The following is a 26,653-nucleotide window of genomic DNA, read 5'->3' as shown; positions in this document are numbered from 1 at the left end:
CTTCCTCATGGACTACCCTTTGCCCGAAGCGGCCCGGCGCTACGTGGCCGCGCATCTGCACGACGACCCCGCACATCTGGCCCTCCAAGCCCGCCGTCATCCCAGCCTGCCCGTGCCGGAACTGGTCCGCCAAATTCAGGCCCGCCAGAAAGCCCGTACTAAACTGCCGGACTGGGCCGACAACCCCGACCTGATCTTTCCACCGGCCCTCTCCGTCGAGCAGGCTTCGTCGGCCCGAACGGCAGCCTTCAAAGCTGGCTTAGTCGACGGCCAGCAGCTGGCCGACCTTACTGGCGGCTTTGGGGCCGATACGGCTCACTTCGCCGCTCGCGTGGCGCACGTCGACTACGTGGAGCGCGACCCCAAGCTGGCCGCCATCGTCGGCTACAACCTGGCTCAGCTGGGGGTGGAAAACGTGGTAGTGCACCCGACCGACGCCGTGACGTTTCTCCGAGACACGCCACACCACTTCGATTGGCTGTACCTCGACCCAGCCCGGCGCGACACGGCCGCCCGCAAGATTTTCCTGCTGCGCGACTGCGAGCCCGACGTGGTGAAGCTGCTGCCCCTGCTGCTGCACAAAGCCACCCGAATTCTGCTCAAGACATCGCCTATGCTCGACATTGAGCACGCCGTGCAGGGCCTCGGCCACGTGCGCCGCTTATGGGTGGTAGCCGTCGACAACGAGGTGAAAGAAGTGCTTTACGAGCTGGGCCAGGAGCCCGCCATCGACCCCGAGCGCTATGCCCTCAACCTGCGCCGCGACGGCAGCCAGCAGGAGTTCCGCCTTAACCGGGCCCGCGAAGCCCGGGCTACGCCCCGCTACGCCGAACCTCAGCAGTTTCTGTACGAGCCCAACGCGGCAGTGCTCAAAGCGGGCGCATTTCGAAGCGTGGGCACGGCCTTCGAGCTGCTGAAGCTGCACCAGCACAGCCACCTGTACACCGCCGATGTCCTCCGGACGGATTTCCCGGGCCGCATTTTTCGCGTGCTGGCCGTAGAGAAGGCCGATGGGACGGCCCTGAAAGCTTACCTGGGCCCGGAAGCCCGGGCACACGTTACGACGCGTAATTTCCCCGATACGGTGGCTGATTTTCGGCGGCGAACCGGCATCCGCGAGGGCGGTGAGGTTTATCTGTTCGCCACCACTGACCTGCGGAGCCGGCCCGTAGTACTGGTGTGCGAGAAAATGGAGCCGAATCTTTTCGTGAGTTAGGAAAGGAGTTTTCAGGTAGGGGCCGCAAGCCCTACCGGGTATGGTTCAACTCCCGGCGAAGTCGCCCCAAGTACTAGCAGCTCGTTTGGGCTCTTTGGGCTCGGGCAAGAGCTCTTGATTAGCATTTGCTAAAGAAAGCCCGTTGCTTCAAGTTCCAGCCCGCGGCGCCCACGGGTGCGGACCCTTAGCTCACAGTTTCAGCTTAACTCGGCATCGCGCCGCAAGGCGACACCCGCCCCCATACGAGGCCCGTTTGGCTAGGGCCCATTGGTGAGTTCGGGGAGGCGGACCCGGCGGGTAGCGTCAGGTGCGGCAGGGATTTGGGCAACGGCGGCGGGTGTCACCAGCAAGCTGGCCACGACTAGGCCGCCGCAACCGGAAGAAACGCAGAAGCTCAACGCAAAGCTAGAGAGCGAGCCTGGCACCGATTCCATTCAGACCTAGTACGATAACCTTAATGTAACCTCCCCGCCTGCGGCAGGCCCGCCCCAAACCAAAAATTTCCTTTCCCTGAAGCAAGTAGGCGGCTTCTGCATGGTAGAAACAGAATAAAACTAACACGATATTTTAAGAAAAATCTTAGTTAATCCGTTTTTTGGTAATGTACGGGCAACATTATCTCAGCATTATACTTCTGTAAAATATAATATTTTATAGAATATCCTGCTTGAATGAAGAATACTTTTACGGGGTCAATTCACCTACCTTCCCCGTATTTGCATGAAAACTGCTTTACTATCTTTCCGGCAGCTGTCCTGGATGACCGGGCTTGTTTGGGCGTTGCTGGTAGCACCGCTCAGCTATCCGGTCCTGGCCCAATCTACGGATGCTTCCTTCGCGGGCACGGTGGTAGACGCTAAGGGTACGGCCGTACCGGGCGCAACAGTCGTGGTGCGCAATAAGTCGACGGGCTTCCAGACCGGCGCGGCCACTGGCCCCGACGGGCGCTACGGGTTTCAGCAGCTGCCGCTGGGCGGTCCTTACGACCTCAACGTTAGCTTCGTGGGCTACGCGCCGCAGCAGCGCACGGGCTACATGCTTAACCAGGGCGACCGAATTACGGTCAACGTTCAGCTGAGCGAGGCTACGGCGCAGCTGCAGGAAGTGGTGGTGTCGGGCAACAGCCTGACCAACCGAGTGGACCGGCTGGGCAGCAGCACCGCCATCACGGCGCAGGAAGTCAAGCGCCTGCCCGCCCTCAACCGCGACTTTACCAGCTTAGCCAACCTGGCCCCGACTTCTAACGGCACCAACATCGGCAGCCAGCTGGCTTCGTCGACCAACTACCTCATTGATGGCCTGAGCGCCCGCAACATGCTCACCAGTGGGCCAATTGGCCGCGGTACTTTTACGCTGTCGCTGGAAGCCATTCGCGAGTTTGAAGTTGCCTACAACGTGTACGACGTGACCCAGGGCCGGCAGGGCGGGGGCACGATCAGCGCGGTTACCAAGTCGGGCACCAATACGTTCGCGGGCTCGGCCTTCACTTATCTGCGGACCGACTGGCTGGCCAGCCCCAACGACATCCGGGGCAACAAGCGCACCACGAACTTCAGCACTACGCAGTACGGCTTCAGCCTGGGAGGCCCAATCATCAAAGACAAGCTGCACTTTTTCGTGGCGTTGGACCGGCAGCAGCAGGCCGCGCCGCTGTTCATTGCCGACATTCAGCAGCCAGCCGACGAACAGGCCCTGGGCATCACCCGAGCCGCGCTCGACGACGTGATTCGGATTGGTCGGGAGAAATACGGCCTGGGCAGTGGGCCGCAAACTGGTTCCTTCGACCGTCGCAACGTATCGAACAGCCTCTTCACGCGCTTCGATTGGCAGCTTAACAATAAGCACCGCCTCACCCTGCGCAACAACTACAGCGACACCGACGAGCCCGCCAACACCAACGACAACTCGGCCATCAACCTTTACGAGACCTGGTCGGGCTTCAGCTCCCGCGAGAACAGCACGGCGCTGTCCTTACGCTCGGCGCTGTCGAGCAAGCTGCTCAACGAGCTCAAGGTGCAGTATACCTACTCGCGCAATGGGATTGAGCCCAACCCGGAGTTGCCAGCCAGTAACATTCCACGGGCTATCGTAACGGTGAGCTCCGTGCTGCCCGACGGGCGCACGGGCCGCACCGACGTGCAGCTCGGCGGGCAGCGCTTCACGCCCGAGACCCAGCAGGTCAACCAGTTTCAGCTCGTGAATACAAGCTACCTGACAGCCGGGCGCTTCAACTTCACCTTCGGCACCGACAACATGCTCACACGCCTGTACAACTACGTGTCGAACGAGCAGAACGGGCGCTTTTTCTTCAACAGCCTGGAGGAGTTCAACAATCTCAACCCCAGCCGCTACGCCCGCGAGGTGCCGCTCAAGGGCATCCCCGACGTGCGGCACAGCGTGCTCGATGCTTCGGTGTTTGCCCAGGCCTCCTTCAACCCGCATCCCAACGTGAGCGCTCAGTTCGGGGTACGCTACGACGTGACGAGCTACCTGACCCCGGCCGCCTACAACCCGCTGGTGGAAAAGGAGCTGGGCCTGCGTACCGACGCGCAGATTACCGACTGGGACAACATTCAGCCCCGCCTGCAGCTGACCTGGGACGTGGGTGGCAAAAACCGGGATATCTTCCGCCTCGGCGGGGGCATCTTTTCCGCTTACGTCATAAACTACGCCCAGCTCAATAACATCCAGAACGACGGCACCCGACTGGCGGCGGTCGACGTGACCCGGCCCAACGATAATACGGTGCCCAACCTCGTGCCCCGGCCCGACTTTCCCAGCTACCGCCGCGACCCCTCCACCGTGCCGGGCGTGCTGGCGGGCACCACCCCGGTGGCCACCATCAACCTGACCGACCCCAACTTTGAAGTACCCACGGTGTACAAGGCCAACCTGAGCTATAACCGCATCGTGAACGAGTGGCTGCGGGTCGGCGTGAACGTGCTCGGGGCCCGTACCGACAACAATTATGTGTACCTCGACGCCAACCTACGCGACCCCGTGTTCCGGCTGACGAACGAGGAAAACCGGGCCGTCTTCGTGCCGGCCAACACGATTTCCAGCCGGGGCCAGACCAACAACGTGCTCAACCGCCGCTCGCAGCAGGTGGGCCGTACACTGGTTCTGACCAATGGCGCTAAGCTGCGCACGGTCTCCGTAGTGCTGGATGCCGAGGTGCGGCTGCCCCACGGCGGGGCGTTCACGGCCAGCTACACCTGGAACGATGCCCGCGACAACACCTCCTACAACGGCAACGTGGCCAATACCTCCACGTTTCGCCCCGTAAAGAGCGACCCCCGCAGCCTCTCGGAGATGAATTACTCCGATAATCATTTCCGCCACAAGCTGGTGCTCTACGGCGTGTCGCCGGTCTGGAAGGGCTTCAGCCTGAACGCGCGCTTCAGCGGCATAAGCGGCACCCGCTATTCCCTGCTGGTAAATGCCGATATTAACGGTGATTTTGTGGGCCAGACCGGCACCCGCAATGACCTAGCCTTTGTTTTCGACCCCAATAACCCCGACACCCCCAACAACCTGCGCACCGACCTCAACCGGGTGTTGAACGAGTCCGACAGCCGGGCCAAGGATTATATTCGGGAAAGCTTTGGCCACATTGCCGAGCGCAACGGCGGCGAAAACAAGGCCCTGGTGGGCACCGTGGACGTGCGCCTCATGAAGGTGTTCAAAACCTTCAGCAGTCAGTCGCTGGAGCTGTCGGTCGACGTATTTAACTTCGCCAACCTGCTCAACAAAAACTGGGGCGGCAATTTCAACCTGGGCAACCAGAGCTTGTTGAACGTCACCGGCTTCGACCAAGCTACCCAGCGCTACGTCTACGCCATCAACCCCAGCGTGGGCGTCATTCAGAAAAACGGTACGCCCTACCAGATTCAGCTCGGGGCCCGCTACGCGTTTTAATTAGGCGTTTCAGATAGCCGACTAGCCAACCGCCGTACCCTTGTTTTCCACTGCGGCAGGCTCCTAATCAATTTTTAGTACGCGATGATCCATGTTTTGAAAGCGGCCATCCGGCTGGTAGCGCTGGCCTCGGCGCTGCCCGCGTTGGCGCAGCAGCCTACCAATCCGGCGCCCGGCACCGCGCCGGCCGCCCGCATCCTGCTGCCTAATGGCTGGTCGTTGAGCCCGGCCGGTACGGGCCCGGCCGTGCCGCTGGGCGACCTGCCGCTGAACATGCAGCTCACGCGCTCGGGCCGGCTGCTGGCCGTCACCAACAACGGGCAGAGCCAGCAAAGCATCCAACTGATTGACCCGCGCGCCGGCCGGCTGCTGGACGAGACGCCCATTGGCAAATCCTGGTACGGGCTGAAGTTTAGCGCTGATGGGCGCCGGCTCTACGCTTCCGGCGGCAACAACAACAACGTTCTGGCCTACCGCATTGCCCAGGGCAAGTTCGCCGGGGCCGATACGCTCCGGCTGGGGCCCGCCTGGCCCAAGGAGAAAATCAGCCCCACGGGCCTGGACCTCGACGAAACCCGGCAGCGACTGTACGTGGTGACCAAGGAAGACAACTCCTTGTACGTAGTGGACCTGCGCACCAAGGCCATCATCTCGAAGCTCGCCCTGGGCCACGAGGCGTACGGCTGCCTGCTGGCCCCCGACCAGCAGACGCTCTACATCACGCTCTGGGGCGGCGACAAGCTGGTGCTCTACGACACCCAAACCGGTCGCGTCACGGGCGAGCTGGCCACCGAGAGCCACCCCAACGAACTCATTCAGACCCGGAACGGCCGGTACTTGTTCGTGGCTAACGCCAACGATAATTCGGTTTCGGTTATCGACACAAAAAGCCGGAAGGTGCTCGAAGTCATTTCCACGACGCTCTACCCTACCAAGCTAACCGGTTCGACAACGAACGCGCTGGCCTTGTCGCCGGACGAGAAAACGCTGTATATTGCCAATGCCGACAACAACTGCCTGGCCGTGTTCAATGTGTCGGTGCCGGGCAAGAGCTCATCCAGGGGGTTCATTCCGACGGGCTGGTACCCCACCAGCGTAAAAACCCTCAACTCAAAGATCTTGGTGGCCAACGGCAAGGGCTTTTCTTCGTTGGCTAACCCGGCCGGGCCCCAACCCGTGAAAAAAACCGACGACAGCGGCTCGCACCTGGGCACGACCAAGGCCGCCGTGCAGTACATCGGCAGCTTGTTCAAGGGCACTTTATCGTTTATCGATGCGCCCACCGAAAGCCAGCTAAAGGCTTATTCGGCGCAGGTATACGCCAACTCACCGTTCAACCCCCAAGCTGCAGCCCTGGCGCCCGGCGCGCCCCGCAACCCGGTCCCTCGCCTCGGTGGGGAAAAGTCGCCCATTAAGCACGTTTTCTACGTGATCAAGGAAAACCGCACCTACGACCAGGTGCTGGGCGATATGAAGGAAGGCAACGGAGATGCCTCGCTCTGCCTCTTCCCCGAGAAAGTGACGCCCAACCACCACGCCCTGGCCCGCGAGTTCGTGCTACTCGACAACTTTTACGTCAACGCCGAAGTCAGCGCCGATGGCCACAACTGGAGCACGGCGGCCTATGCTACCGACTACACCGAAAAAACCTGGCCGACCAGCTACGGCGGGCGCGGCGGCACCTACGACTACGAGGGCACCCGCAAAGTTGCCTACCCGCGCGACGGCTACATCTGGGATTACTGCCAGCGGGCCGGCCTGAGCTACCGCACCTACGGCGAGTTTGGTGAGTTAGGCAAAACCTCGCTCAAATCGCTGGAAGGCCATGTTAGCCCCCAATACCCCGGCTTCAATATGGATGTTAAGGACGTGGAGCGCGTGCGCCTCTGGGCCCAGGACTTCGACTCGCTCCTCGCCCGGGGCGCCGTGCCGCAGTTCAACACGATCCGGATCAGCAACGACCACACCAGCGGCCAGCGCCGGGGTAAAATCACTCCCACCGCGGCCGTAGCGGACAACGACCTCGCCCTGGGCCAGTTGGTAGAGCACCTCACCCAAAGCTCCTTATGGAGAGAATCGGTGATTTTCGTGCTGGAAGACGACGCCCAAAACGGCCCCGACCACGTGGACGCGCACCGCTCGCCGGCCTTCGTCATCAGCCCCTACACGAAGCGAGGAGCGGTCGAACACACTATGTATTCGACCTCGGGCGTGTTGCGCACCATGGAACTCATTCTGGGCCTGCCGCCCATGAGCCAGTACGATGCCGCCGCCCGGCCGCTGTTCAACTGCTTTCAGGCCCAGCCCGACCTGCGCCCGTACGCCGCCAAGGCGGCCCGGGTAAACCTGGAGGAGCGCAACGTAGCCTGGAACCCAAGCATGGAACGGTCCGAGCACTTTAACCTGGCTAGCGAAGACGCCACCCCGGATTTGGACCTGAACGAAGTGGTGTGGAAATCGGTGAAGGGTGAGAGTGCCCTCATGCCCGCCCCCCGCCGCGGAGCTTTCCTGATGCCCGAGCAAAAGCGCCGAAAAGATGACGATGATTAAAGGAAGCCATCCCAGCCGGTAAGAGCCCGAACGTGCTGTTGAGCTGGTGAGGTGGACACGAGCTGCTTGGGAAAGTATTTTGCCTGTTTAGACGGCTCTGCCGAATGTAGCGGAGCACCTCGCGTGCTGCCGTCGGTCAACGACCATACGCCCGAGGCGGCGTTACGCTCGGCAGCACGGCCCATTTCACTTACTCCCTATGCTCGCTAGTCGAAGCGCCCAAACTCCAACTGCGGAGCTAGGAGCATGACCCCTAGCCGGAACCACTGATTACTGGACCGGCATTGATTGCTGAGAGCGCCGGCGTTCCCGTACGCTTTTTTGGTGGCTAATAAACCAGATTTCCGTAGTTTTGCCTCGTGCCCGCTCTGTTGGCTTCCATTTAGCCGGCGCCTTTCTTTCCTTTTTCGCTCTTTTTGCTCTCTCAATGCCCTATCTGTTCACTTCCGAATCGGTTTCGGAAGGTCATCCCGATAAAGTTGCCGACCAGATTTCTGACGCTATCCTCGACGAATACCTCCGCCAAGATCCCACGGCCAAAGTAGCTTGCGAGACCCTCGTGACCACCGACTTTGTCCTGGTCGCCGGCGAAATCAAATCCTCAGCTCACGTCGATGCCGAACCCATCGCGCGCGAAACCATCCGCCGCATCGGGTACGATAAGGCCGAATACCTCTTCAACGCCGACACCTGCGAGGTGATGAACCGCCTGCACGAGCAGTCGCCCGACATCAACCAGGGCGTGGAGCGCGCCAAAGACGAAGACCAGGGCGCGGGCGACCAGGGCATGATGTTCGGTTACGCCAGCCACGAAACGGCGAACTACATGCCCCTGGCCCTGGACCTCTCGCACCGGTTACTGCAGGAGCTGGCGGCCATCCGCCACGAGGGCCGCGACATGCCCTACCTGCGCCCCGATGCCAAGAGCCAAGTCACCATTCGCTACTCCGACGACCACCGGCCCGAAGCCATTGATACCATCGTCATCAGCACCCAGCACGACGAGTTCGACTCATCGGAAGCCGCGATGCTGGACCGGATTAAGGCCGACGTGCAGGCCATCCTCATTCCCCGGGTAAAGGCTGGCCTAAGCACCGACGCCCAAGCCTTGTTCACCGACCAGATCACCTACCACATCAACCCGACGGGTAAGTTTGTTATCGGCGGCCCCCACGGCGACTCCGGCCTCACCGGCCGCAAAATCATCGTGGATACCTACGGCGGCAAGGGTGCTCACGGGGGAGGCGCGTTTTCCGGCAAAGACTCTTCGAAAGTGGACCGCTCGGCGGCTTACGCGGCCCGGCACATTGCCAAAAACCTGGTGGCGGCCGGCGTGGCCGACCAGGTGCTGGTGCAGGTAGCCTACGCTATCGGCGTAGCCCAGCCCGTGGGGGTGTTCGTCACCACCTACGGCACAACCAAAGCCCAGGGAGCTAATAACACCACGCTCACCGATGGCGAAATTGCCGAAAAGGTGAACAAGCTGTTCGACTTGCGGCCCTACGCCATTGTGCGGCGCTTCGGCCTTCAAAACCCTATTTTCGCCCAAACGGCGGCCTATGGGCACATGGGCCGCCAGCCCGGCACCGTGCAGGCCACGATGAAGGACGGCACCGTAAAAACCTTCGAAACCTTCACGTGGGAAAAGCTGGACTACGTGCCCCAAATCAAGGCCGAGTTCGGGCTGTAAGTAGCTGGTAACTGAGCTGGCACTAGCTGAGGTTACTCCTCCGAAACAAAAAGCCCCGCCTGACTGATCAGGCGGGGCTTTTTTCAAGATGCTACTAGCTAGTAGCAATTAACTTACGGCTGAATCAGTGGCTCAGTGTTTTTTCCTTGTACCGGGTAATCTGGCGGCGCAGGCTTTCGGCGGCGGCGTCGGCGGCGGCTTCGAACGAGGCGGCGTCTTCCTGGCTGAACAACGTCGTTCCGGGCACCAGGAGCTTTATCTCAACGGTTTTGTTCTCATTACCATCCTTGTTGTTAAGGCGCATAATTACCTCGCCACCGGTTACTTTATCGTAAAAAGTCTCGAGCTTATTGAGACGTTGCTGAACAAAGTCAAGTAGTTTCTTGTCGGCGTCGAAGTGCACCGAGTGCATCTGTACTTTCATAAAGGAATTGATTAAGAAGGTAAAAGGGTAAAGGAAACTTACGCCCGGGGGTGGGCTTGCTCAAATACGGATTTCAGGCGGTCGACGGACAGGTGGGTGTACACCTGAGTAGCCGCCAAACTGGCGTGGCCCAACAGCTCTTTAATGGAATTAAGGTCAGCTCCCTTGCCCAATAAGTGAGTGGCAAAAGCGTGCCGGAGGGCGTGCGGGTGCTGCTGGGCGCTCGACGTGGTAATCTGGCTCAGGTAGTGCTTCACCGTGCGGTAAACAAACTTTTCGTACATGGGCTCTCCCTTGTCAGTGAGTAGCAGCGGGCCGGCCACCGCTCCAAACTCGTGAGCCCGCCGGGCCTGGTAGCGCTCAATCACTGCCTTCAACGACGGGTTCAATGGCACCAGCCGCTGCTTGTTGCCTTTGCCGGTAACGCGCACCGTGCTGGCGCCCAGGCTCACGTCGTCGGCGTGAATGCCGATGAGCTCGGATAAGCGAATGCCCGTGCCGTACAGCATTTCCAGCACCAGTTGGTCGCGCTGTCCGGCAAAGTCGTCGCCGAACTCAAACGAGTTTAGCAGGCTATTCAGTGCTTCTTCGGGCACGAACTCGGGCAGCTTCTTGGCCATTTTAGGGGCTTTGATGCGCAACATCGGGTTGGTGGCAATGCGCCCGGCGCGCAGCAGAAACTTATAGTACGAGCGCAGGCAGGCAACCTTACGGTTTACGGTGCGCGGGTCCAGATTTTGTTGCATGAGCTCCACTACCCAGCCGCGAATGAGCGGGTGCGTAGCCTCGGCAGGGTCGGCCAAGTCGTAGGCCGCCTTCAGGTATGCCGCGAACTGACCGAGGTCGGTTTGGTACGAAAGGACGGTATGGGAGCTGTAACGCCGCTCAAAGCGCAGGAAATCGAAAAAAGCATCCATGCCAACACCGAAAATGCCCGGCGTTTGGGCCGGGCATCCAAAGTAGTGCTTTTTTATTTTCCGGCAAGCAAATCTTTCCGGTACGAACGCGAAAAAACCGGCTGATTTGCTCTGCTGGCAAATCAGCCGGTTTTACCAGGCTAATGGCACCCGAAAAAGTAGACTATTCGTTCGGCTGGCCGTAGGTGGCGAGCTTGTACACCGCCTTCTGCTTCATTTTGCGCTCCGTAACGCTGGGCTTCTGGAAGAAGGTCCGACGACGCAGCTCTTTCAGCACGCCGGTGCGCTCAAACTTCTTTTTGAAGCGCTTCAGGGCGCGGTCAACCGATTCGTTGTCTTTGATTTGAATGATAATCATATCAGGGAGTGAGGGAGATTTTCAGAGGGAAGCCGAGTAAATCGGGCCGCAAAGATAACTACAGATTTGCTGGATTGCGACGGGAAAAGCAGATTTTTTTGTGGTTTCCCCCTGAATCACAGATTTAACGGGTGTCGGCGACCAGGAGCGGACGTCCCGTTACCTCTAGGGATCTTATTTCAGCAGGGCCCGGGCAATTACCAACTTCTGGATTTCGCTGGTGCCCTCGCCAATGGTACACAGCTTGGCGTCGCGGTAATACTTCTCGGCGGGGTAGTCCTTGGTATAGCCATAACCGCCAAAAATCTGCACTCCTTCGTTGGCTACGCGTACGCTCACCTCCGAAGCGTACAGCTTGGCCATGGCCGATTCCAAATTCACGTTCAGGCCGCGGTCTTTCATGTCGGCGGCCCGGTACGTGAGCTGGCTGGCAGCCTCAATTTCGGTAGCCATGTCGGCCAGCTTGAAGGCGATGCCCTGGAAGTTGCTGATGGGCTGGTTGAACTGCTGGCGCTCCTTGCTGTACTGCAGGGCGGCCTCAAAGGCGCCTTGCGCGATGCCCAGGCTGAGCGCCGCGATGCTGATGCGGCCCCCATCGAGGACCTTGAGCGACTGCACGAAGCCCTCCCCCACCTGGCCAATGACATTTTCCTTGGGCACGCGGCAATCAGTAAAAATCATCTCCGTGGTTTCGGAAGCGCGCATGCCCAGCTTGTCTTCCTTGCGCCCCCCCTCGAAGCCGGGCGTACCCCGCTCAATGATAAAAGCCGTCATGCCGTGGGAGTCGCCCACTTCGCCAGTGCGGGCAATCAACACGGCCACGTGGCCGGACTTGCCATGCGTAATAAAGTTTTTGGCGCCATTAATGATGTAGTATTCGCCGCTTTCGTCGAGTACGGCGGTAGTGCGCATGTTACCCGCGTCGGAACCAGTATTGGGCTCGGTCAGGCCCCAAGCCCCAATCCACTCGCCCGAGGCCAGCTTGGGCAGGTACTTGTGCTTCTGGGCTTCGGAAGCGTGCTGCAAGATGTGGCCGGTGCAGAGCGAGTTGTGGGCCGCCATGCTCAGGCCTATACTACCGTCAATCTTCGCCAGCTCGGCAATGGCCGTTACGTATTCGGCGTACCCGAAGCCCGAGCCCCCGTACTGCTGCGGCACCAGCACGCCCATCAGGCCCAACTCCCCAAGCTTGTGGAATACGTCGATGGGAAACTCTTGGCTTTCGTCCCATTTCATCATGTTGGGCTTGATGTGCTGGGCGCCAAAATCGCGCACCATCTGCGCGATCATGGCTTGGTTTTCGGTGGCTACAACTTCCATAGTAAAGAGAATGGGTGGGATTTTGGGATAAAAAGTAAGAGCGATGTTTAGCACAACCATCAACTGCTGGTTTTGGCTCCGTAAAACTACGATTAACGCCGTTGTAAACCGCTACCGCGGCAGGGTGCCTAAGGGCTTGTTTTTGAATGGGCACTACAGAATGGTTACTTTTGGGCCTTTTGGAGGGAAATCTGGTTCTGCTAACCGCTTTTTCCGTTTTCACGTTTGTTTTCGCTCTAATTGGCCTTCATGCCGAAACTTTTTTTTCGTCGCCTCGGGCACCTTGGGCTGCTCTTACTGCCCGCCATGCTGCTTTTTTCGTCGTGTGTCACGACTAAATACTATAACCAGCGCACCTTATTCCAGCTTACCGATAGCAAGGGCCGGCAGCTCGATAGCGCCAAGCTGCGCCTGGCCATTAACCGAAGCGAGCGCAATTACGTCATTCAGCCCAACGATTTCCTGGAAGTACGCCTGAATACCAACAAAGGGGAGCGCATTCTTGACCCCAACGGCGAGCTGCAGTTTGGCCAGCCCGGCGGCGGGCTGCCGAGCCGAGGAACGGCCCCGGCGCCAACTACCGGGCGCGGCAGTACCCGTAATGTCGGCCAGGGCGCCGGCCCGGCCAGCGGCGGGGCCGACTTTCTGGTGCAAGCCAACGGCACGGTGGTGTTGCCTCTCATCAACCGGGTGCGGGTGAGCGGCCTGACTCTGCTCGAAGCCGATAGCGTGCTGGCCTTGCGCTACAACGAGTTCTACAAAGATGCTTTCGTGACCACGCGCGTAACTAACAACCGGGTTTTTGTGTTGGGGGCTCCTGGTGGGCAGGTTATTTCGCTCACTAACGACAACATGAACCTATTGGAAGTACTGGCCTTAGCCGGCGGCATCGACGGGGGGGGTGGCAATAGCGGCAACCTATACCGCAACGGCGGCCGGGCCAATAACATTCGCATTATCCGGGGCGACCTGAAGAACCCCCGGGTGCAGCAAATTGACTTATCGACCCTTGATGGCATGCGGCGGGCTAACCTGCAGATAGAGCCGAATGATATAATTTACGTGGAACCCATCCGCCGCCCGCTGCTCGATGCGTTAGCGGATTTTGGTCCTGTTCTCAGCGTTGCTTCGTTACTCTTAACTACTACCTATTTTATTATCAGTCAGCTCCGTCGATAGGCAAAGCAGTGAACCCTCCATTGCTACTATATTTACTGAAGGCCTGAAATTGGCGCTAGCATCATAATGGCTACAAACGAAAACACGGAACTAGAGGAGCTCATCCGCAACGCCACGGGCGGAGCGTCCGGCCTTCCGGAGCCGCCCACCGCAGTCGGAACCGACGACGAGGACGACGCCATCAGCCTGGATATTGCTACCCTCGTGCTGGTGGCCCGCCGGAGCCTGCTATGGATGCTGCTGTTGCTGGCCTTGGGCGTAACGGCCTCCTGGCTGTATTTGCGCTACACCAAACCGGTTTACAAATCGGCGTCGCTGCTGAAAATTGACGAGCGGAATGAGGGGACGGCCCTCGGCTTGGCCGGCCAAATGGTGCCTACCACGCCCGATAAAACCCGCTCCACCAAACTAGCCGGGGAGGTCGAGCTGATCAAGTCGGATATTATCTACCAGCGCCTCAAGGATTTTCTGGCCCTAGACGTAAACTACTACGTGCAAGGGACGGTGCTGGAATCGGAGTTGTACGGTGTTTCGCCCTTTCAAGTGAAATACCGCATTACCGACCCAACCCTATACGGCCGCAAGTTTGATTTGAAATTCACCGCTCCCAACCGGTTCAGTCTGGAGTTTATCGGCCCGAACCGGCCGGTGAGCGGCGAATACGAGCTGGGGCAAACCATCAAGTTACCCGGTATTACCCTGCAAGTACTGGGCACCAGCGAATTGAACGACCTTGCCCGGGAAGCCAACTATCATTTCACCATTCAGAACGACAACACGATAAAAGCGTATCTGGACAAAAATCTGACGGTTGAGATTGTCAACCCCGATGCCAATACCATTCAGATTACGTTTAATGACTTCAATCCCAGCAAAGCGCAGGACATTGTTAACAAAATAGACTCGGTGTACCTGGCGGAAAAGCTGGCCCGCAAGTCGGAAGCAACCACCCGCCAGCTTCGTTTTCTGGACCAGATCCTGGACGAGAACGGCCAGAACCTGGAGCGGGCCGAGGACCGCCTGCAGAAGTTCGTGCAAAAGACGGGGACGTACGACACCAAGGGCGAGCTGGCAACGGTTACCGAGAAAATGGAAAAGCTGGAGGCCGACCGGCTCAAGCTAGTCGATAAGATGAGCCTCCTCGCCGAAATAGCGCAGATGGCCCGCCGAGACCGCATTACCAGCAACGAAAACCAAACGGTTGAGGAAAGCATGCCGACCATTGCGGGCATCGAAGATCCGCAACTGGTGCAGCAGCTCAATGAACTGAACAACTTGCAGTGGAATCTGCGCCGGATTTTGCGTTCTTATACCGACAAGACTGAGCCGGTAAAGCGCAATAAGGCCGATATCGAGTTCGTGCGGGCCAGCGTGCAGAATCTGCTGCTGCAGAACCAGAAGCTGTTGCGCAGCGAACTGAACCGGCTCAACCAGCAGCGCGGCGAGCTCAACGGCACCTTGCGCGACTTACCGGCCAAAGGAACCGAGTTGGCCCGCTTGCAACGACCGCTGGAGCTCTACGACAAGTTTTTCCTGCAGCTGATGGACCGCAAGGTGCAGTTCAACATCGAGAAAGCGGGTACCACGGCCGATTTTCAGATTTTATCACCCGCTTCGCCACCCGCCGCGCCGATTTCTCCTAATCGGCTGCTGGTGTACGCCATTGGCTTGGCCGGCGGCTTATTTATGGGGTTGGGGCTGATTACGGTCCGCTACTTCATGCATAATACGATCTCGAACGTGCGGGAGCTGGAACGCAACACCCGCGCGTCGGTGCTGGGCATCATTCCGACTTACGACAAGGAAAAGATGGAAGTATCCCGGCTGGTGGTTGACAAGAACCCTAAGTCGGCCATTTCCGAATCCATCCGCTCTATCCGAACCAACCTTGACTTCATCAGCTCGGCAAAGAAAAAGCGAATTATTTCGGTGACGTCCACCATCTCGGGTGAAGGCAAAACCTTCGTTACGGTTAACCTGGGCGGCATCATCGCCCTCTCGGGGCAACGGGTTATCATCCTGGACCTGGACATGCGCAAGCCCAAGATAAACCTGGCCTTTGGGGCGGGTAACGTCAAGGGTATCAGCACCATCCTTATCGAGCGCCACAGCATTCAGGAATGTATTCAGCCGACCTCCATCGAGTCGCTGCAGTTTATCTCGGCCGGGCCCACGCCGCCTAATCCGTCGGAATTGATTCTGAGCGACAAGTTCGACCTAATGATTCAGGAGCTGTTTCAGCTATATGACGTCATTCTGATTGACACTCCCCCGGTGGGCTTGGTCACCGACGGCATCCTGATTATGCGCAAGGCGGACATTCCGCTCTACATCGTGCGGGCGGAGTATTCGCGCAAAGCCTTTATGAAGAACATGAATCGGCTCATGCGCAGCAACAACTTCACGCGCCTGTGCACCATCCTGAACGATGCTAATTCCGCTGGCTCGGGCTATGGCTACGGATATGGCTATGGGTATGGCTACGGGTACGGGTACGGCTACGGCGGCCAAGGGTACTACGAAGAGCCCGAGGCCCGGGAGCTCACCTTCAGCGAAAAGCTGAAGAAGTTTTTCAACTAACCTTATTTCTCGATCGGAATGGCGGGGTTTCTGCAACGGCTTTTTGGGAGTAAGCCGGCCATCCAAGCGCCGGTGCCAACGCTGGCGAGCTTGGGGGCCGACATGCATTCCCACCTGCTACCCGGCCTCGACGACGGGGCCGAGACCATAGCCCACTCCCTGGACCTGCTCCGGGCCCTGCGGGACCTGGGGTTTCGCAAGTTGATTATGACGCCCCACATCATGGGCGACTTTTATAAGAACACACCGGAGGGCATTCGCGCAGCCCTGCAGCAGCTAAGCGAAGCCGCGACCAGCGCCGGACTGGCCGATGTCGAGCTCGACTGTGCCGCGGAATACTACCTCGACGAGTTCCTGGGCCGGAAGCTGGCCGACGGTACCGAGATGCTCACCTTTGGGGCCGACCAGCGCTATCTGCTGTTCGAGACCTCGTACATGAATGAGCCGCTTAACCTGTACGAAATCATTTTCGAGATGAAGGCCCAGGGCTACCGGCCCGTACTGGCTCATCCCGAGCGCTATACCTACCTCTACGGACGCCTGGCCGAGCTTGAGAAGCTCCGCAACGACCACGGCGTGCTGCTCCAGCTCAACCTGAACTCCCTGGCGGGCTACTACTCACCGGCCGCTAAGAGAGTAGCCGAAGAGTTGATCGACGCGGCCCTGGTTGATTTTGTCGGCACCGATACCCATCACCTGCGGCACACCGAAACCTTACTAAACCGGACCCTGCCCCAGCTCTACACCGAGAAGCTGCTTAAGCTGCCGCTGCTAAACACTACCCTTTAACCGCTGGCCGGGCCGGGGCTCGGGGTCAGCTCAGGCTTTTGTCCGAACTTTCTTAATACGCCCCCGGCAGTCAGAGACGCAACCCATGATTTTTGTTACCGGCGGCACGGGCCTCATTGGTTCTTTTCTGTTGCGGGCGCTGCGGGCGCGGGGCCTCGCCGTACGGGCTCTGCACCGGGGCGCCGTGCCGCCCCAGGCCGCCCCGGGCGTGGAATGGCTGGCCGGCGACCTGCTCGACACCGATTTGCTGCGGGCGGCCCTCACGCCCGACGTTACCCACGTATTTCACTGTGCGGGGCTGGTATCGTACGCGCCGCAAGACGAGGATTTACTGCTCAGCGTGAACGTGCAGGGCACGGCCGCCGTGGTTGATGCCTGCCTGGAAAAGCCCGGCATCCGGCTGGCGCACGTGTCGTCGGTGGCGGCCCTGGGTGGGCCGGCAACACACAAGGAGTCCGGGCCGGCTCAGCCCCTCACCGTAACCGAAGCGAGCACCTGGGACCTCGGGGCCGCCCACCCCGCTTATGCTACTTCCAAGTACTTAGGTGAGCTGGAAGTGTGGCGGGGCGTGGCCGAAGGGCTGTCGGCCGTCATCGTCAACCCGTCGGTGGTGCTGGGGCCCGGCGACTGGGACCGCAGCAGCACGCGGCTGTTGCGCTACGCTCACCAGCAGCACCTCTTTTACACCCGGGGGCTGATTAACTTCGTGGACGTGCGCGACGTCGTGGCCCAGCTCCTGGCCCTGGCGCTCGACGAGCCCGCCCCGAGCGGCGAGCGGTACATTCTGAGCGCCGAAGCCCTGCCTCTGGCTGATTTTTTTCGACAAGCAGCGGCCGCCATGCAGCGGCGGCCGCCGCTGCTGGCCGTACCCGACTGGGCGGCCGAAATTATTTGGCGCCTGGAGCACGCCCGCGCCGTAGTCACGGGAGCCAGACCCCTGATTACCAAAGACACGGCCCGGGCCGGCCGGCTGCCCGTGGTGTATTCGCACACTAAAGTGCAAAGCGTTACCGGGCTTGGCTTTCGCCCGCTAACCGATACGCTGGCGTGGTGCGCGGCCGAATTAACGGCAAACTTGCCAGGCTCTGCGGCAGTTATCGTATCTTAGCAACAGTCGAAATGCACGGTTTTGACTAACATTTGTTATTATTGATAGAGAACCGCTAAAGTGGAGTGGGTGGACTTTATCGGGTGGCTTGGTACTACGGACCCTGCCGCCGGATCGGGCAGCCCACAAGACCGGATTAATCCACTTAATTGTGATGTTATGCGCATGAACGAACATTTTGAAAACCATCGAGCCGTGCTGGATATCGTGCGCCGTTTCGAGCGCATGGTAGAACAGCAAGAGCCTGTTTTCTTCGATTTGGAGGACTTTGAGAACATCATTGACCACTACGTCACGAGTACGGAATTTGGCAAGGCGCTGCAGGCCTGCGAGGCCGCCCTGGGCCAGTACCCTTTCTCCACCGAGCTGCTGATTGACCGGGCCCAGGTAACGGCCATGCGCGGCGACTACTCCGAAGCCGAACGCCAGATCGACGAAGTGGCCGCCCTCGACCCAACCAACGCGGATGTGGCTGTAACGCGCGGCATCATCAGCACGCAGCGGGGCGAGTTCGCGCAGGCCGTAGCCTTCTTTCGGGCGGGCCTGGAGCAGGAACCCGAGCGTGAGGACATTCACTTTAACCTGGGGCTGGCTTTTCAAAGCTGGCAGAAATTCAAGAGCGCGGCGAAGCACTACAAGCAGAGCCTGCGCCTCAACCCCGACAACGAAACCGGGGTGCAGGAGCTCCTGCACTGCCTGGAGGTGACTGGCCGCCTCGAAGAGCACGAGGAGTTCTTCCGGCGCTTCACCGATGATGACCCGTATTCGGCCACGGCCTGGTACAACCTGGGCCAGTATTGGTATCGCCGCGAGGACTTTACGAAGGCCGCCGAGGCGTTCGACTATGCGGTGGTCATCAGCCCCGATTTTCACGATGCCCACCACTGGCTGGCCGATACCTTCGTGTGCCAGCAGGAATACCAGAAAGCCATCGCGGAGTTTGAGTTGGCTTACCCCCCCGGCGAGCCCACGGATGAGGCCCTGTGCAACATCGGCGAATGCTACGAAAAGCTCCGCGACTGGGAGCCCGCCCGCCGCTACTACCGCAAGGCCCTCGAGCTAAACCCCGAGATGGACGAGGCCTGGTTTGGCCAGGGCGTGCTGCTGCAAGAGCAAGGGCGGTGGTTCGAGGCCATTCACTACTTCCGCAAGGCCACCGAGCTCTACGCCGAAAGCGGCGAGTACTGGTCGGCCCTCGGGGCCGCCGAGAACCAGGTGGGCAACGTGGTTAGCGCGCTTGAATCGTACGAAAAGGCCACGGAGGTAGCCCCCGACGAGGTCCAGGGCTGGGTTAGCTGGAGCGCCATTCTCTACGAGCAAGGGCACTACTCCGAAGCGGTGGACCTCGTGCGGCACGCCGTGAACCTGCACCCGCACGAAGCGCATTTCCATTACATGCTGTGCGCTTACCTGCTGGCGGATGGCCGCCTCCGCGAAGCCTACACTACCCTGGAAACGGCGCTCACGCTCAACTACGAGCAGCACGTGCTCTTGTTTGACTATTTTCCGGAGCTCCGCAACCAGCCCGGACTGCAGAAACTGATTGAGCAATTCCAAAAAGACACGTAGGAGTTGCCGTTCGCTCTGACGACTAGGCCCTCGTGCGGTGAAGGAGCCTTACCCGCACTCATCCTATACCACCTCGTAATATTGCCTTACTTTTGCAACCGCCCGCGCCAACGCGGGCGGTTTTTTTTGAGCTTGCGGATGCCTTGCTGTTCCGTAGCATACGGTCGGTTCGGCCCATCAGCCTGTTAATACATCCTAAAATCAGCGCTCCCACAAATGAATTACGATCTTTCCCAACTCCCGGAACGCACCCTCAAACCGCGCGAGCAAGGCTATACCATGGTCATGGACAAGGGCATGAGCCTGCGCGAAGTGGAAGACTTTATTGAAGTGAGCGGTACCTACACCGATGTGGTAAAGCTGGGCTGGGCCACCTCCTACGTGGTGCCTAACCTGAAGCGTAAGCTCGAAATCTACCGGGCGGCCGGCATCCCGGTTTACTTCGGCGGCACGCTGTTTGAGGCGTTCATCATTCGGAATCAGTTCGACGATTATCGCCGCTTGCTCGACACCATGGGCATGGAATACGCCGAAGTATCCGACGGCAGCATCGACCTCGACCACGAGCGTAAGTGCGAGTACATCCGCGAGCTAAGCAAGTCGGTGCGGGTGCTGAGCGAGGTAGGCTCGAAGGATGCCGAGAAGATTATCCCCCCCTACAAGTGGATTTCTCAGATGGAAACCGAGCTCTCGGCCGGGGCCATCAAGGTCATTGGGGAAGCCCGCGAGGGCGGCAACGTGGGCTTGTTTCGCAGTACCGGCGAGGTGCGCTCGGGCCTGGTCGAAGAGATTCTGACCAAAATTCCCTCCGAGAAGATTCTGTGGGAGGCCCCGCAAAAAGCGCAGCAGGTGTGGTTTATCAAGCTGCTGGGGGCCAACGTGAACCTGGGCAACATCGCGCCCAACGAAGTGGTAAGCCTCGAAACCATCCGCCTGGGCTTGCGCGGCGACACCTTCTCGCACTTCCTCGACATGGATGCCGTGGACCCCATGTTCCGCCCGGCGGCTAAAACCGGCAAGCCAGGCACGTCGATGCCCCGGGGATAGTTATTCTATTCCGTGTTTCGGGCCCGACTGGTGAAATGTCCCGTGGGCCGGGCGAGCCCTACCGGGTATGCTCCCGGTTTGCTCAGGGCGCAAAGCCCAGGAGCAGCGCAGGAGTCGACCGGGGCACGGAAATCAGAGCCTCTTAGTCTTATATTTAACAGGAGTTGCCGAGGTAGCTCAGGTAATTTCTTTGGCCCAGGCACTCCGGCTCCAGCTTACCGTGCCTGGGCCTTGGCTATCAGAACTTCCGTTATAACCCGGCAAAGACTTCCTACGAATACTCAGCCAACTCCCACTACCCTCTTATCAGCATTTCAGCATTTTCCGTTTCTAAATCCTTATGCGATAATGTCCGACGCCATTGATTATCCGGAGGCGGAATTGCTCGTTCAGCTCCAACAGGGCAGTGAGCGGGCATTTGCCTTGATATTCGATCGCTACCACGTCGAGCTATTCCGGTTCGCGCTGAAATATGTGCAGCTACCCGCACTCGCCGAAGACATTATCCAGGATGTGTTGCTGTACTTATGGGAGCGCCGGCAGGAGCTGGTCATTTCGGCTTCGCTCAAGTCGTATCTGTACGCGGCCGTTAAGCACCGCTCGCTGGACTACCTGAAAAGCCAGTATGCCAAGCAGGTGCCCGCTGGCGACTTACCGGAGGATCTGCCCGCGCCCATGCAGGCCGATACGCCGCTGCAGGTACAGCAGCTGGCGGAAGCCATCCACCGGGCCGTGGCCGAGCTGCCCGAAAAGTGTCGGGTCATTTATAACCTAAGCCGCAACGCGGAGCTTACCTACCACGAAATTGCCGCTCAGCTCGATCTCTCCGTTAAAACCGTGGAGGCCCAGATGGGCATTGCCCTGCGTAAGCTCAGGGCGGGGCTACGAGGCTATGAGTTGCTGCTGCTCTGGGGATTAATGCTGCCATTTTGGGGGTAAGCGCTCTATTGAAAACACGTTTTTCGGGCAGTCTGCCAGATTTCTCAAAAAAAATTAAAGCTGGCTTAGGGGTGCCGGTCCATTTTATCGCCTTAGCTACAGAACCCGGGATAAACAGCTTAAGACGTCTTCACTCTCACATCTGCACGCTACCTTATTTGCCTGCTCATGAATTACCATCCTTTTTTCAGACTCGCCCGCTCTAGATTTCTCACCTTTGCTCGCGGGCAGGCATGAACACCGAGGCCAACTGGGACCTGCTGACCAAATACCTGGCGGGCGAATGCACCGAAGCGGAGCAGCAACAAATACGGGACTGGTGCCAAGCCGATGCCCGCAACCAGCGCCTGTTCGAGCACTTGGCGCGGGTGTGGGAGCAGTCGCGCCAGGACTACTCCCAGGCTCAGCCAGATTCGGCGGCCCTTTGGCAACGCCTGCAAGCCGGTATGCGGCGGGATAATCCTTTCGTAGCCGTGCACGTGAACCCCCAGGCGGCGCCGATAGCCCGCCCGCAGCGGCCCGCCTGGCAACACTGGGGGCTGCGCATCGCCGCCTCGATCCTCCTTACCCTGGGGCTGGGCACGGGGGTATACTACTGGCAGCAGCCCACGCTGATAACGCAGCAGACGCAGAATCAGCAGCAAAAGGTGCTGACTTTGCCCGACGGCACCCGGGTGTGGCTCAATGAGGGTAGCCGGCTCTCCTACCCTACCGCATTCGCCGCCGAGCGCCGCCAGGTAACGCTCGAGGGCGAGGCGTACTTCGAAGTGGTGCACCTGCGCGAGCACCAACCGTTCGTGATTCAGGCCCAGGGCACCGAAACCACCGTGTTGGGCACTTCTTTTAACGTGACGGCCCGTACGAGCGGCGTGCAGGTGAGCGTGGTTACGGGGCGGGTGAGGCTAGCCCGGTCCGGCCAGCAGGTGCTGCTCACCAAGGGCTGGACGGGCATGTACGATCCGGCTACCCAGCAGGTGCGACGCGACTCAACCAGTGACTTAAACTTTCTGGCGTGGAAAACCGGCGTGCTCACCTTTCGCAACACCCCCGTAAGCGAAGTAGTTGCTACCCTAACCGAGTACTATCACCACGACTTGCGCCTGCGGGCCTCGGCCCTGGGAACCTGCCATTTCACGGGCACATTTGAGCGGCAACCCCTCGATAAAGTGCTGCAAACCCTGGCCTTGGCCTTCGACGCCAAGGCCGTTACCGAACCCGGATTCACTGCCCTTGAGGGCGGCAGCTGCCAGTAGCGGCGCCCGGTTTTTAATTCATTCATCATCAATTGGTTTTTATGTTTACTACCACTAATGCAGTGGGCAGGCTGGTCTGCTTTGTCTTTTTGCTGGGCTGCTGGGCCAGCTTCCCGGGGCTCGGCCAGGCGCCGCCGGCTTCGCCGCTGGCCAGGACTATTCGCCTGAATAACCCCACCGGCACGCTGGGCAGCGTACTGGCCGAAATCAGCCAGCAGACCGGGCTAAGCTTCGGGTACAGCAACGACGTGGTTGCGGCTGCCGCGCCGGTGCGAATTCCCGCCGGGCCTCAAACGGTCAAGAGCATTCTCGATGCGGTGCTCTCGGCCAGAGGGCTCTCTTATACGCTGCTGGACCAGCAAATCATTATTCGGAAGAAGCCAGCGGCGACCAAGTCCAAAACCATCACCTTCAGCGGCTACGTGCGCGACGCGGCCACGGGCGAAAACCTGATTGGGGTGACCGTGGTGCAGCCGGGCACGGGCCTGGGCACGGCCACCAACACCTACGGCTTCTACTCGCTCACGCTGCCCGCGGCCGACACGGTACGGCTGCTGGTCTCGTACCTGGGCTACCAGCAGGCGCAATGGACCGCCTCGGGCACCGGCAACGTGCGCCACGACTTCGGCCTGCCAGTGGCCACCAACGAGCTGGCCGCCGTGGAAGTGGTGGGCAGCCGGGAAGAGAAAATCGTGCAGAGCACCCGCATGGGCACCATCAACGTGCCCATTACCCAAATTAAGAGCCTGCCCCGGCTCTTTGGCGAAACCGACGTGCTGAAGGTGCTGCAGCTGCTGCCCGGGGTGCAAAGCGGCAGCGAAGGCCAGAGCGGCTTGTACGTGCGCGGCGGCTCGCCCGACCAGAACCTCATTCTGCTCGACGGCGCGCCCGTATACAACGCGGCCCACCTGTTCGGCTTCTTTTCGGTGTTCAACGCCGATGCCATCAACAACGTGGACCTCATCAAGGGCGGCTTCCCGGCCCGGTACGGCGGACGCTTGTCGTCGGTGCTGGACATCTCGATGAAGGAGGGCAACATGCAGAAGTTCCACGGCGAGGGTGCCATCGGCCTGGTCGCGTCGAAGCTCACGCTGGAAGGCCCGATTAAGAAAGACGTGGCCTCGTTCATCGTCTCGGGCCGGCGCACCTACATCGACATCCTGGCCCGCCCTATTATCAAGGCGCAGCTTCGGTCAGAGGGGGAAGAAGGTTCGCTGGGGTATTATTTCTACGACCTGAATGGCAAGCTCAACTGGAAGGTCAGCCCCCGCGACCGGCTTTACCTGAGCGCCTATACCGGCCAGGATGCGTTCTACTCCAACTCCAGACGGGAGGCTGGTGAAACCTTCGATCAAAGCAGTTCGGAATTGGGCTGGGGCAACCTGACGGCCGCCCTGCGCTGGAACCGGATTATCAACGACCGGCTATTCGTGAACACCCACTTCACTTACAGTCAGTACCAACTCGACGTGGGGGTGGACCAAAGCAGCCGCTACCGCGTTAACGATGAGTTGCGCAGCGACCGGTTTAGCCTAAGCTACCTCTCCAACATTCGGGACCTGAGCCTGAAATCGGACTTTGAATACGCGCCCAACCCCAACCACTATATCCGCTTCGGCGGGCAGTTCATCCGGCACGTGTTTCGGCCCGGCGCCCTGCAGAGTAACGACAATATCGGCGGTGTGAGTAGCCAAATCAACACGGTAAACCGGCAGTTGGGCAACGAAGCCAACCTGTACCTGGAAGATGATTACCGCCTCAGCGAGCGGCTGAAGGTGAATGTTGGCTTGCGGTTCAACAGCTTTGTAATCGCCAAGAAGCTCTATCCCTCCCTGGAGCCGCGGCTGGCGGCCCGTTACCTGCTCACCGAAGACTGGTCGTTGAAAGCGTCCTACGCCCGCACCAGCCAGTTTATTCACCTGCTCGCCAACAGCGGCATCGGGCTGCCCACCGACCTGTGGGTGCCGGCCACCGCCCGCATCAAGCCGCAGCAGGCCCAGCAGTTTGGCCTGGGCGCGGCCCGCGCCCTGCGGTTTAAAGGTGAGGACTACGAGCTCAGCTTCGAGAGCTACTACAAGCCCATGCGCAACCTGATTGAATACCAGGAAGGGGCCAACTTCTTAGGCAATACCGAAACTAACTGGGAAGACAAGGTGACCAGCGGCAACGGCTGGGCTTACGGCGGTGAGCTGTTTCTGCAGAAAAAATCGGGCCGCACCACCGGCTGGATCGGCTACACGCTGGCCTGGAGCACGCGCTGCTTCCCGGAACTGAACCAGGGCCGCCTCTTCCCCTACAAGTACGACCGGCGGCACGACGCTTCGCTGGTCATCATTCACAAGCTAAAAGACAACCTGACGCTGTCGGGCTCCTGGGTGTACGGCACCGGTAATGCCACCACCCTGGCCCAGGGCCGCTTCTCGCTCGGCAATTCGCAGGATAACTACCAGGACTACGGCGGCCGCAACAACTACCGCATGGCGGCCTACCACCGCCTCGACCTCGACCTGAGCAAAACCAAGAAGAAGAAGTGGGGCGAAGTAGTGAACAGCTTCAGCCTCTACAACGCCTACAGCCGCCGCAACCCCTATTACCTCTACCTTAAGGAAGGTAAGGTAGACGCGGCCGGGAACCTCGAGGAATCAACCTACAAGCAGGTTTCCTTATTCCCGATTATTCCCTCCTTCAGCAAAAGCTTCCGATTCTAATTTAAGCGCTAACTGCCTGCTTACAAATATTTTAACCTCAAGGAATTCACCTCATGAACCTGCTTCGATTAAACCACGGCTTTCTGCTCTTACTCACTGTCATTGGTGGGCTGGTTACGGGCTGCGAAACCTCAGTGAATGTCCCTGCTCCCGCGCATACCCCCAGCGTGTCGCTGCAGTATCTGCTACGTAATGAGCCCATGGTTGATCAGTATTCGGGCTCCGAAGGCTGGCTCTACGTTGGCGCGAGCCAGGGAGTCTTCAGTCTTCAGGACGATCTGGGCCGCGACGATGCCACCGTTACGATCGTGGACCAGACGGGCCAGACGATAGAGGAGTTCCAACCGGTTGCGCCCCCTACCAGCCCGTACTATGGCCTCGGGCGCCGGGGCTTCTACCGACCGGAGCGAAAGCTGCGGGCCCAGCCGGGCCAGACGTATACGCTACGGGCCAGGGTGCCTGGGCTGGAGCCGGTGGAAGGTAAGCTAACCATGCCTTTCCCCACGGTGGTCGAGAGCGCCAGCCTCACCCCCCTCCCTAGCTCAACAAGGGCCCCCGGTCGTACCCGAGCCCGCCTATCAGTAACGATTCAGGACAATGCCGCGACCACCGATTACTACATGGCCACCGCTCGCCTGCTCGACGCCCAGGGCAACTACGGGCCTTTCTGGGGAGTAGACCCCGACTTTACGAGCCCGGACAATCCTATTAAGGTTGGCGGGCTCCAGCTTACTACCTCCTTCAGTGATGATGCCAACATTTTCCCTTATGCTGATACCGATGTCAATGGCCAGCGCTTCACATTTGCTTCCAACGTGTTGTATGACAAAGACAAGTGTGACCGAAACCAAAGATGCCCGGCTTACATGGAAGTGACCATCAGTACCCTCACCCAGGATGCCTACCGCTTTCTGCTGTCTAAGCGGCGTTATCTTGATAATAAGGAAAATCCTTTTACCGAGCCCGCCCCGGTGTACTCCAACATACAGTCCGGCTTCGGGGTATTTGGCGGAGCCCATAATGTCACTTACCGCATCCCGCTACCTTAAGCGTAGCGTTTCGGGCGGCTTTATCCCGTTGATTTTCTG

At 59.5% G+C, this 26,653-nt stretch carries 18 protein-coding genes; 14 read left to right on the top strand and 4 right to left on the bottom strand.

Annotation, left to right across the window (positions count from 1 at the left end):
- Window positions 1–7 precede the first annotated feature (7 nt).
- From IC235_RS03545 to metK, 4 genes are all read left to right on the top strand, one after another.
- Window positions 8–1,216 carry a class I SAM-dependent methyltransferase gene (locus IC235_RS03545; protein WP_191003797.1) on the top strand — a complete coding sequence of 403 codons (1,209 nt, stop codon included), beginning with the start codon at window positions 8–10 and terminating at the stop codon, window positions 1,214–1,216.
- Between the two features lie 720 nt (window positions 1,217–1,936).
- Complete coding sequence (locus IC235_RS03540) at window positions 1,937–5,134, top strand: TonB-dependent receptor (RefSeq protein WP_191003796.1); 3,198 nt, start codon at window positions 1,937–1,939, stop codon at window positions 5,132–5,134.
- An 84-nt stretch (window positions 5,135–5,218) separates the two neighbouring features.
- The gene (locus IC235_RS03535) at window positions 5,219–7,684 is read left to right on the top strand and encodes a bifunctional YncE family protein/alkaline phosphatase family protein (protein WP_191003795.1); all 2,466 of its coding nucleotides are present in this window, start codon (window positions 5,219–5,221) and stop codon (window positions 7,682–7,684) included.
- Between the two features lie 427 nt (window positions 7,685–8,111).
- A complete protein-coding gene (metK, locus tag IC235_RS03530; protein WP_191003794.1) occupies window positions 8,112–9,374 on the top strand; it encodes a methionine adenosyltransferase in 1,263 nt (420 codons plus the stop codon).
- A gap of 124 nt (window positions 9,375–9,498) precedes the next feature.
- Here metK and hpf read toward each other — a convergent pair whose 3' ends face one another.
- The 4 genes from hpf to IC235_RS03510 all read right to left on the bottom strand — a co-directional run bounded on the left by hpf (window position 9,499) and on the right by IC235_RS03510 (window position 12,393).
- The gene (gene hpf, locus IC235_RS03525) at window positions 9,499–9,798 is read right to left on the bottom strand and encodes a ribosome hibernation-promoting factor, HPF/YfiA family (RefSeq protein ID WP_191003793.1); all 300 of its coding nucleotides are present in this window, start codon (window positions 9,796–9,798) and stop codon (window positions 9,499–9,501) included.
- Window positions 9,799–9,836: 38 nt separating this feature from the next.
- A complete protein-coding gene (locus tag IC235_RS03520; protein WP_191003792.1) occupies window positions 9,837–10,715 on the bottom strand; it encodes a tyrosine-type recombinase/integrase in 879 nt (292 codons plus the stop codon).
- Window positions 10,716–10,878: 163 nt separating this feature from the next.
- Window positions 10,879–11,073, bottom strand: coding sequence for a 30S ribosomal protein S21 (gene rpsU, locus IC235_RS03515; RefSeq protein ID WP_191003791.1), 195 nt, complete (start codon window positions 11,071–11,073; stop codon window positions 10,879–10,881).
- Window positions 11,074–11,247: 174 nt separating this feature from the next.
- A complete protein-coding gene (locus IC235_RS03510) occupies window positions 11,248–12,393 on the bottom strand; it encodes an acyl-CoA dehydrogenase family protein (RefSeq protein WP_191003790.1) in 1,146 nt (381 codons plus the stop codon).
- Between the two features lie 249 nt (window positions 12,394–12,642).
- Between IC235_RS03510 and IC235_RS03505 the strand changes: the two genes are divergently transcribed.
- The 10 genes from IC235_RS03505 to IC235_RS03460 all read left to right on the top strand — a co-directional run bounded on the left by IC235_RS03505 (window position 12,643) and on the right by IC235_RS03460 (window position 26,614).
- A complete protein-coding gene (locus tag IC235_RS03505) occupies window positions 12,643–13,572 on the top strand; it encodes a polysaccharide biosynthesis/export family protein (RefSeq protein ID WP_191003789.1) in 930 nt (309 codons plus the stop codon).
- A 66-nt stretch (window positions 13,573–13,638) separates the two neighbouring features.
- Window positions 13,639–16,152: a polysaccharide biosynthesis tyrosine autokinase gene (locus tag IC235_RS03500; protein WP_191003788.1), complete on the top strand. Its 2,514-nt coding sequence runs from the start codon at window positions 13,639–13,641 to the stop codon at window positions 16,150–16,152.
- Between the two features lie 102 nt (window positions 16,153–16,254).
- Complete coding sequence (locus IC235_RS03495) at window positions 16,255–16,941, top strand: tyrosine-protein phosphatase (protein ID WP_240540697.1); 687 nt, start codon at window positions 16,255–16,257, stop codon at window positions 16,939–16,941.
- Window positions 16,942–17,026: 85 nt separating this feature from the next.
- A complete protein-coding gene (locus IC235_RS03490) occupies window positions 17,027–18,049 on the top strand; it encodes an NAD-dependent epimerase/dehydratase family protein (protein WP_191003786.1) in 1,023 nt (340 codons plus the stop codon).
- A gap of 165 nt (window positions 18,050–18,214) precedes the next feature.
- On the top strand, window positions 18,215–19,618 hold the full coding sequence (locus IC235_RS03485; RefSeq protein WP_191003785.1) for a tetratricopeptide repeat protein: 1,404 nt from the start codon (window positions 18,215–18,217) through the stop codon (window positions 19,616–19,618).
- A gap of 216 nt (window positions 19,619–19,834) precedes the next feature.
- Window positions 19,835–20,665 (top strand): phosphosulfolactate synthase, encoded by an 831-nt coding sequence (locus IC235_RS03480; RefSeq protein ID WP_191003784.1) that lies wholly within the window; start codon window positions 19,835–19,837, stop codon window positions 20,663–20,665.
- Window positions 20,666–21,013: 348 nt separating this feature from the next.
- The gene (locus IC235_RS03475) at window positions 21,014–21,604 is read left to right on the top strand and encodes an RNA polymerase sigma-70 factor (RefSeq protein ID WP_191003783.1); all 591 of its coding nucleotides are present in this window, start codon (window positions 21,014–21,016) and stop codon (window positions 21,602–21,604) included.
- A 233-nt stretch (window positions 21,605–21,837) separates the two neighbouring features.
- Window positions 21,838–22,857 carry a FecR domain-containing protein gene (locus IC235_RS03470; RefSeq protein ID WP_191003782.1) on the top strand — a complete coding sequence of 340 codons (1,020 nt, stop codon included), beginning with the start codon at window positions 21,838–21,840 and terminating at the stop codon, window positions 22,855–22,857.
- A gap of 41 nt (window positions 22,858–22,898) precedes the next feature.
- Window positions 22,899–25,565: a TonB-dependent receptor gene (locus IC235_RS03465; RefSeq protein WP_191003781.1), complete on the top strand. Its 2,667-nt coding sequence runs from the start codon at window positions 22,899–22,901 to the stop codon at window positions 25,563–25,565.
- A gap of 53 nt (window positions 25,566–25,618) precedes the next feature.
- Window positions 25,619–26,614, top strand: a complete 996-nt coding sequence (locus IC235_RS03460) for a DUF4249 domain-containing protein (RefSeq protein WP_191003780.1) — start codon at window positions 25,619–25,621, stop codon at window positions 26,612–26,614.
- Window positions 26,615–26,653: the final 39 nt, after the last annotated feature.

The organism is Hymenobacter montanus, assembly GCF_014699115.1.
GTDB lineage: Bacteria > Bacteroidota > Bacteroidia > Cytophagales > Hymenobacteraceae > Hymenobacter > Hymenobacter montanus.
The sequence above is the reverse complement of the archived record's forward strand: the minus strand, read 5'-3'. Positions and strand labels throughout refer to the sequence as shown.

Excerpts from the sequence above, each read along its gene's own strand:
- IC235_RS03545 (WP_191003797.1), top strand. The coding sequence starts at position 8 with ATGGACTACCCTTTGCCCGAAGCGGCCCGGCGCTACGTGGCCGCGCAT.
- IC235_RS03540 (WP_191003796.1), top strand. The coding sequence starts at position 1,937 with ATGAAAACTGCTTTACTATCTTTCCGGCAGCTGTCCTGGATGACCGGG.
- IC235_RS03535 (WP_191003795.1), top strand. The coding sequence starts at position 5,219 with ATGATCCATGTTTTGAAAGCGGCCATCCGGCTGGTAGCGCTGGCCTCG.
- metK (WP_191003794.1), top strand. The coding sequence starts at position 8,112 with ATGCCCTATCTGTTCACTTCCGAATCGGTTTCGGAAGGTCATCCCGAT.
- hpf (WP_191003793.1), bottom strand. The coding sequence starts at position 9,798 with ATGAAAGTACAGATGCACTCGGTGCACTTCGACGCCGACAAGAAACTA.
- IC235_RS03520 (WP_191003792.1), bottom strand. The coding sequence starts at position 10,715 with ATGGATGCTTTTTTCGATTTCCTGCGCTTTGAGCGGCGTTACAGCTCC.
- rpsU (WP_191003791.1), bottom strand. The coding sequence starts at position 11,073 with ATGATTATCATTCAAATCAAAGACAACGAATCGGTTGACCGCGCCCTG.
- IC235_RS03510 (WP_191003790.1), bottom strand. The coding sequence starts at position 12,393 with ATGGAAGTTGTAGCCACCGAAAACCAAGCCATGATCGCGCAGATGGTG.
- IC235_RS03505 (WP_191003789.1), top strand. The coding sequence starts at position 12,643 with ATGCCGAAACTTTTTTTTCGTCGCCTCGGGCACCTTGGGCTGCTCTTA.
- IC235_RS03500 (WP_191003788.1), top strand. The coding sequence starts at position 13,639 with ATGGCTACAAACGAAAACACGGAACTAGAGGAGCTCATCCGCAACGCC.
- IC235_RS03495 (WP_240540697.1), top strand. The coding sequence starts at position 16,255 with ATGCATTCCCACCTGCTACCCGGCCTCGACGACGGGGCCGAGACCATA.
- IC235_RS03490 (WP_191003786.1), top strand. The coding sequence starts at position 17,027 with ATGATTTTTGTTACCGGCGGCACGGGCCTCATTGGTTCTTTTCTGTTG.
- IC235_RS03485 (WP_191003785.1), top strand. The coding sequence starts at position 18,215 with ATGAACGAACATTTTGAAAACCATCGAGCCGTGCTGGATATCGTGCGC.
- IC235_RS03480 (WP_191003784.1), top strand. The coding sequence starts at position 19,835 with ATGAATTACGATCTTTCCCAACTCCCGGAACGCACCCTCAAACCGCGC.
- IC235_RS03475 (WP_191003783.1), top strand. The coding sequence starts at position 21,014 with ATGTCCGACGCCATTGATTATCCGGAGGCGGAATTGCTCGTTCAGCTC.
- IC235_RS03470 (WP_191003782.1), top strand. The coding sequence starts at position 21,838 with ATGAACACCGAGGCCAACTGGGACCTGCTGACCAAATACCTGGCGGGC.
- IC235_RS03465 (WP_191003781.1), top strand. The coding sequence starts at position 22,899 with ATGTTTACTACCACTAATGCAGTGGGCAGGCTGGTCTGCTTTGTCTTT.
- IC235_RS03460 (WP_191003780.1), top strand. The coding sequence starts at position 25,619 with ATGAACCTGCTTCGATTAAACCACGGCTTTCTGCTCTTACTCACTGTC.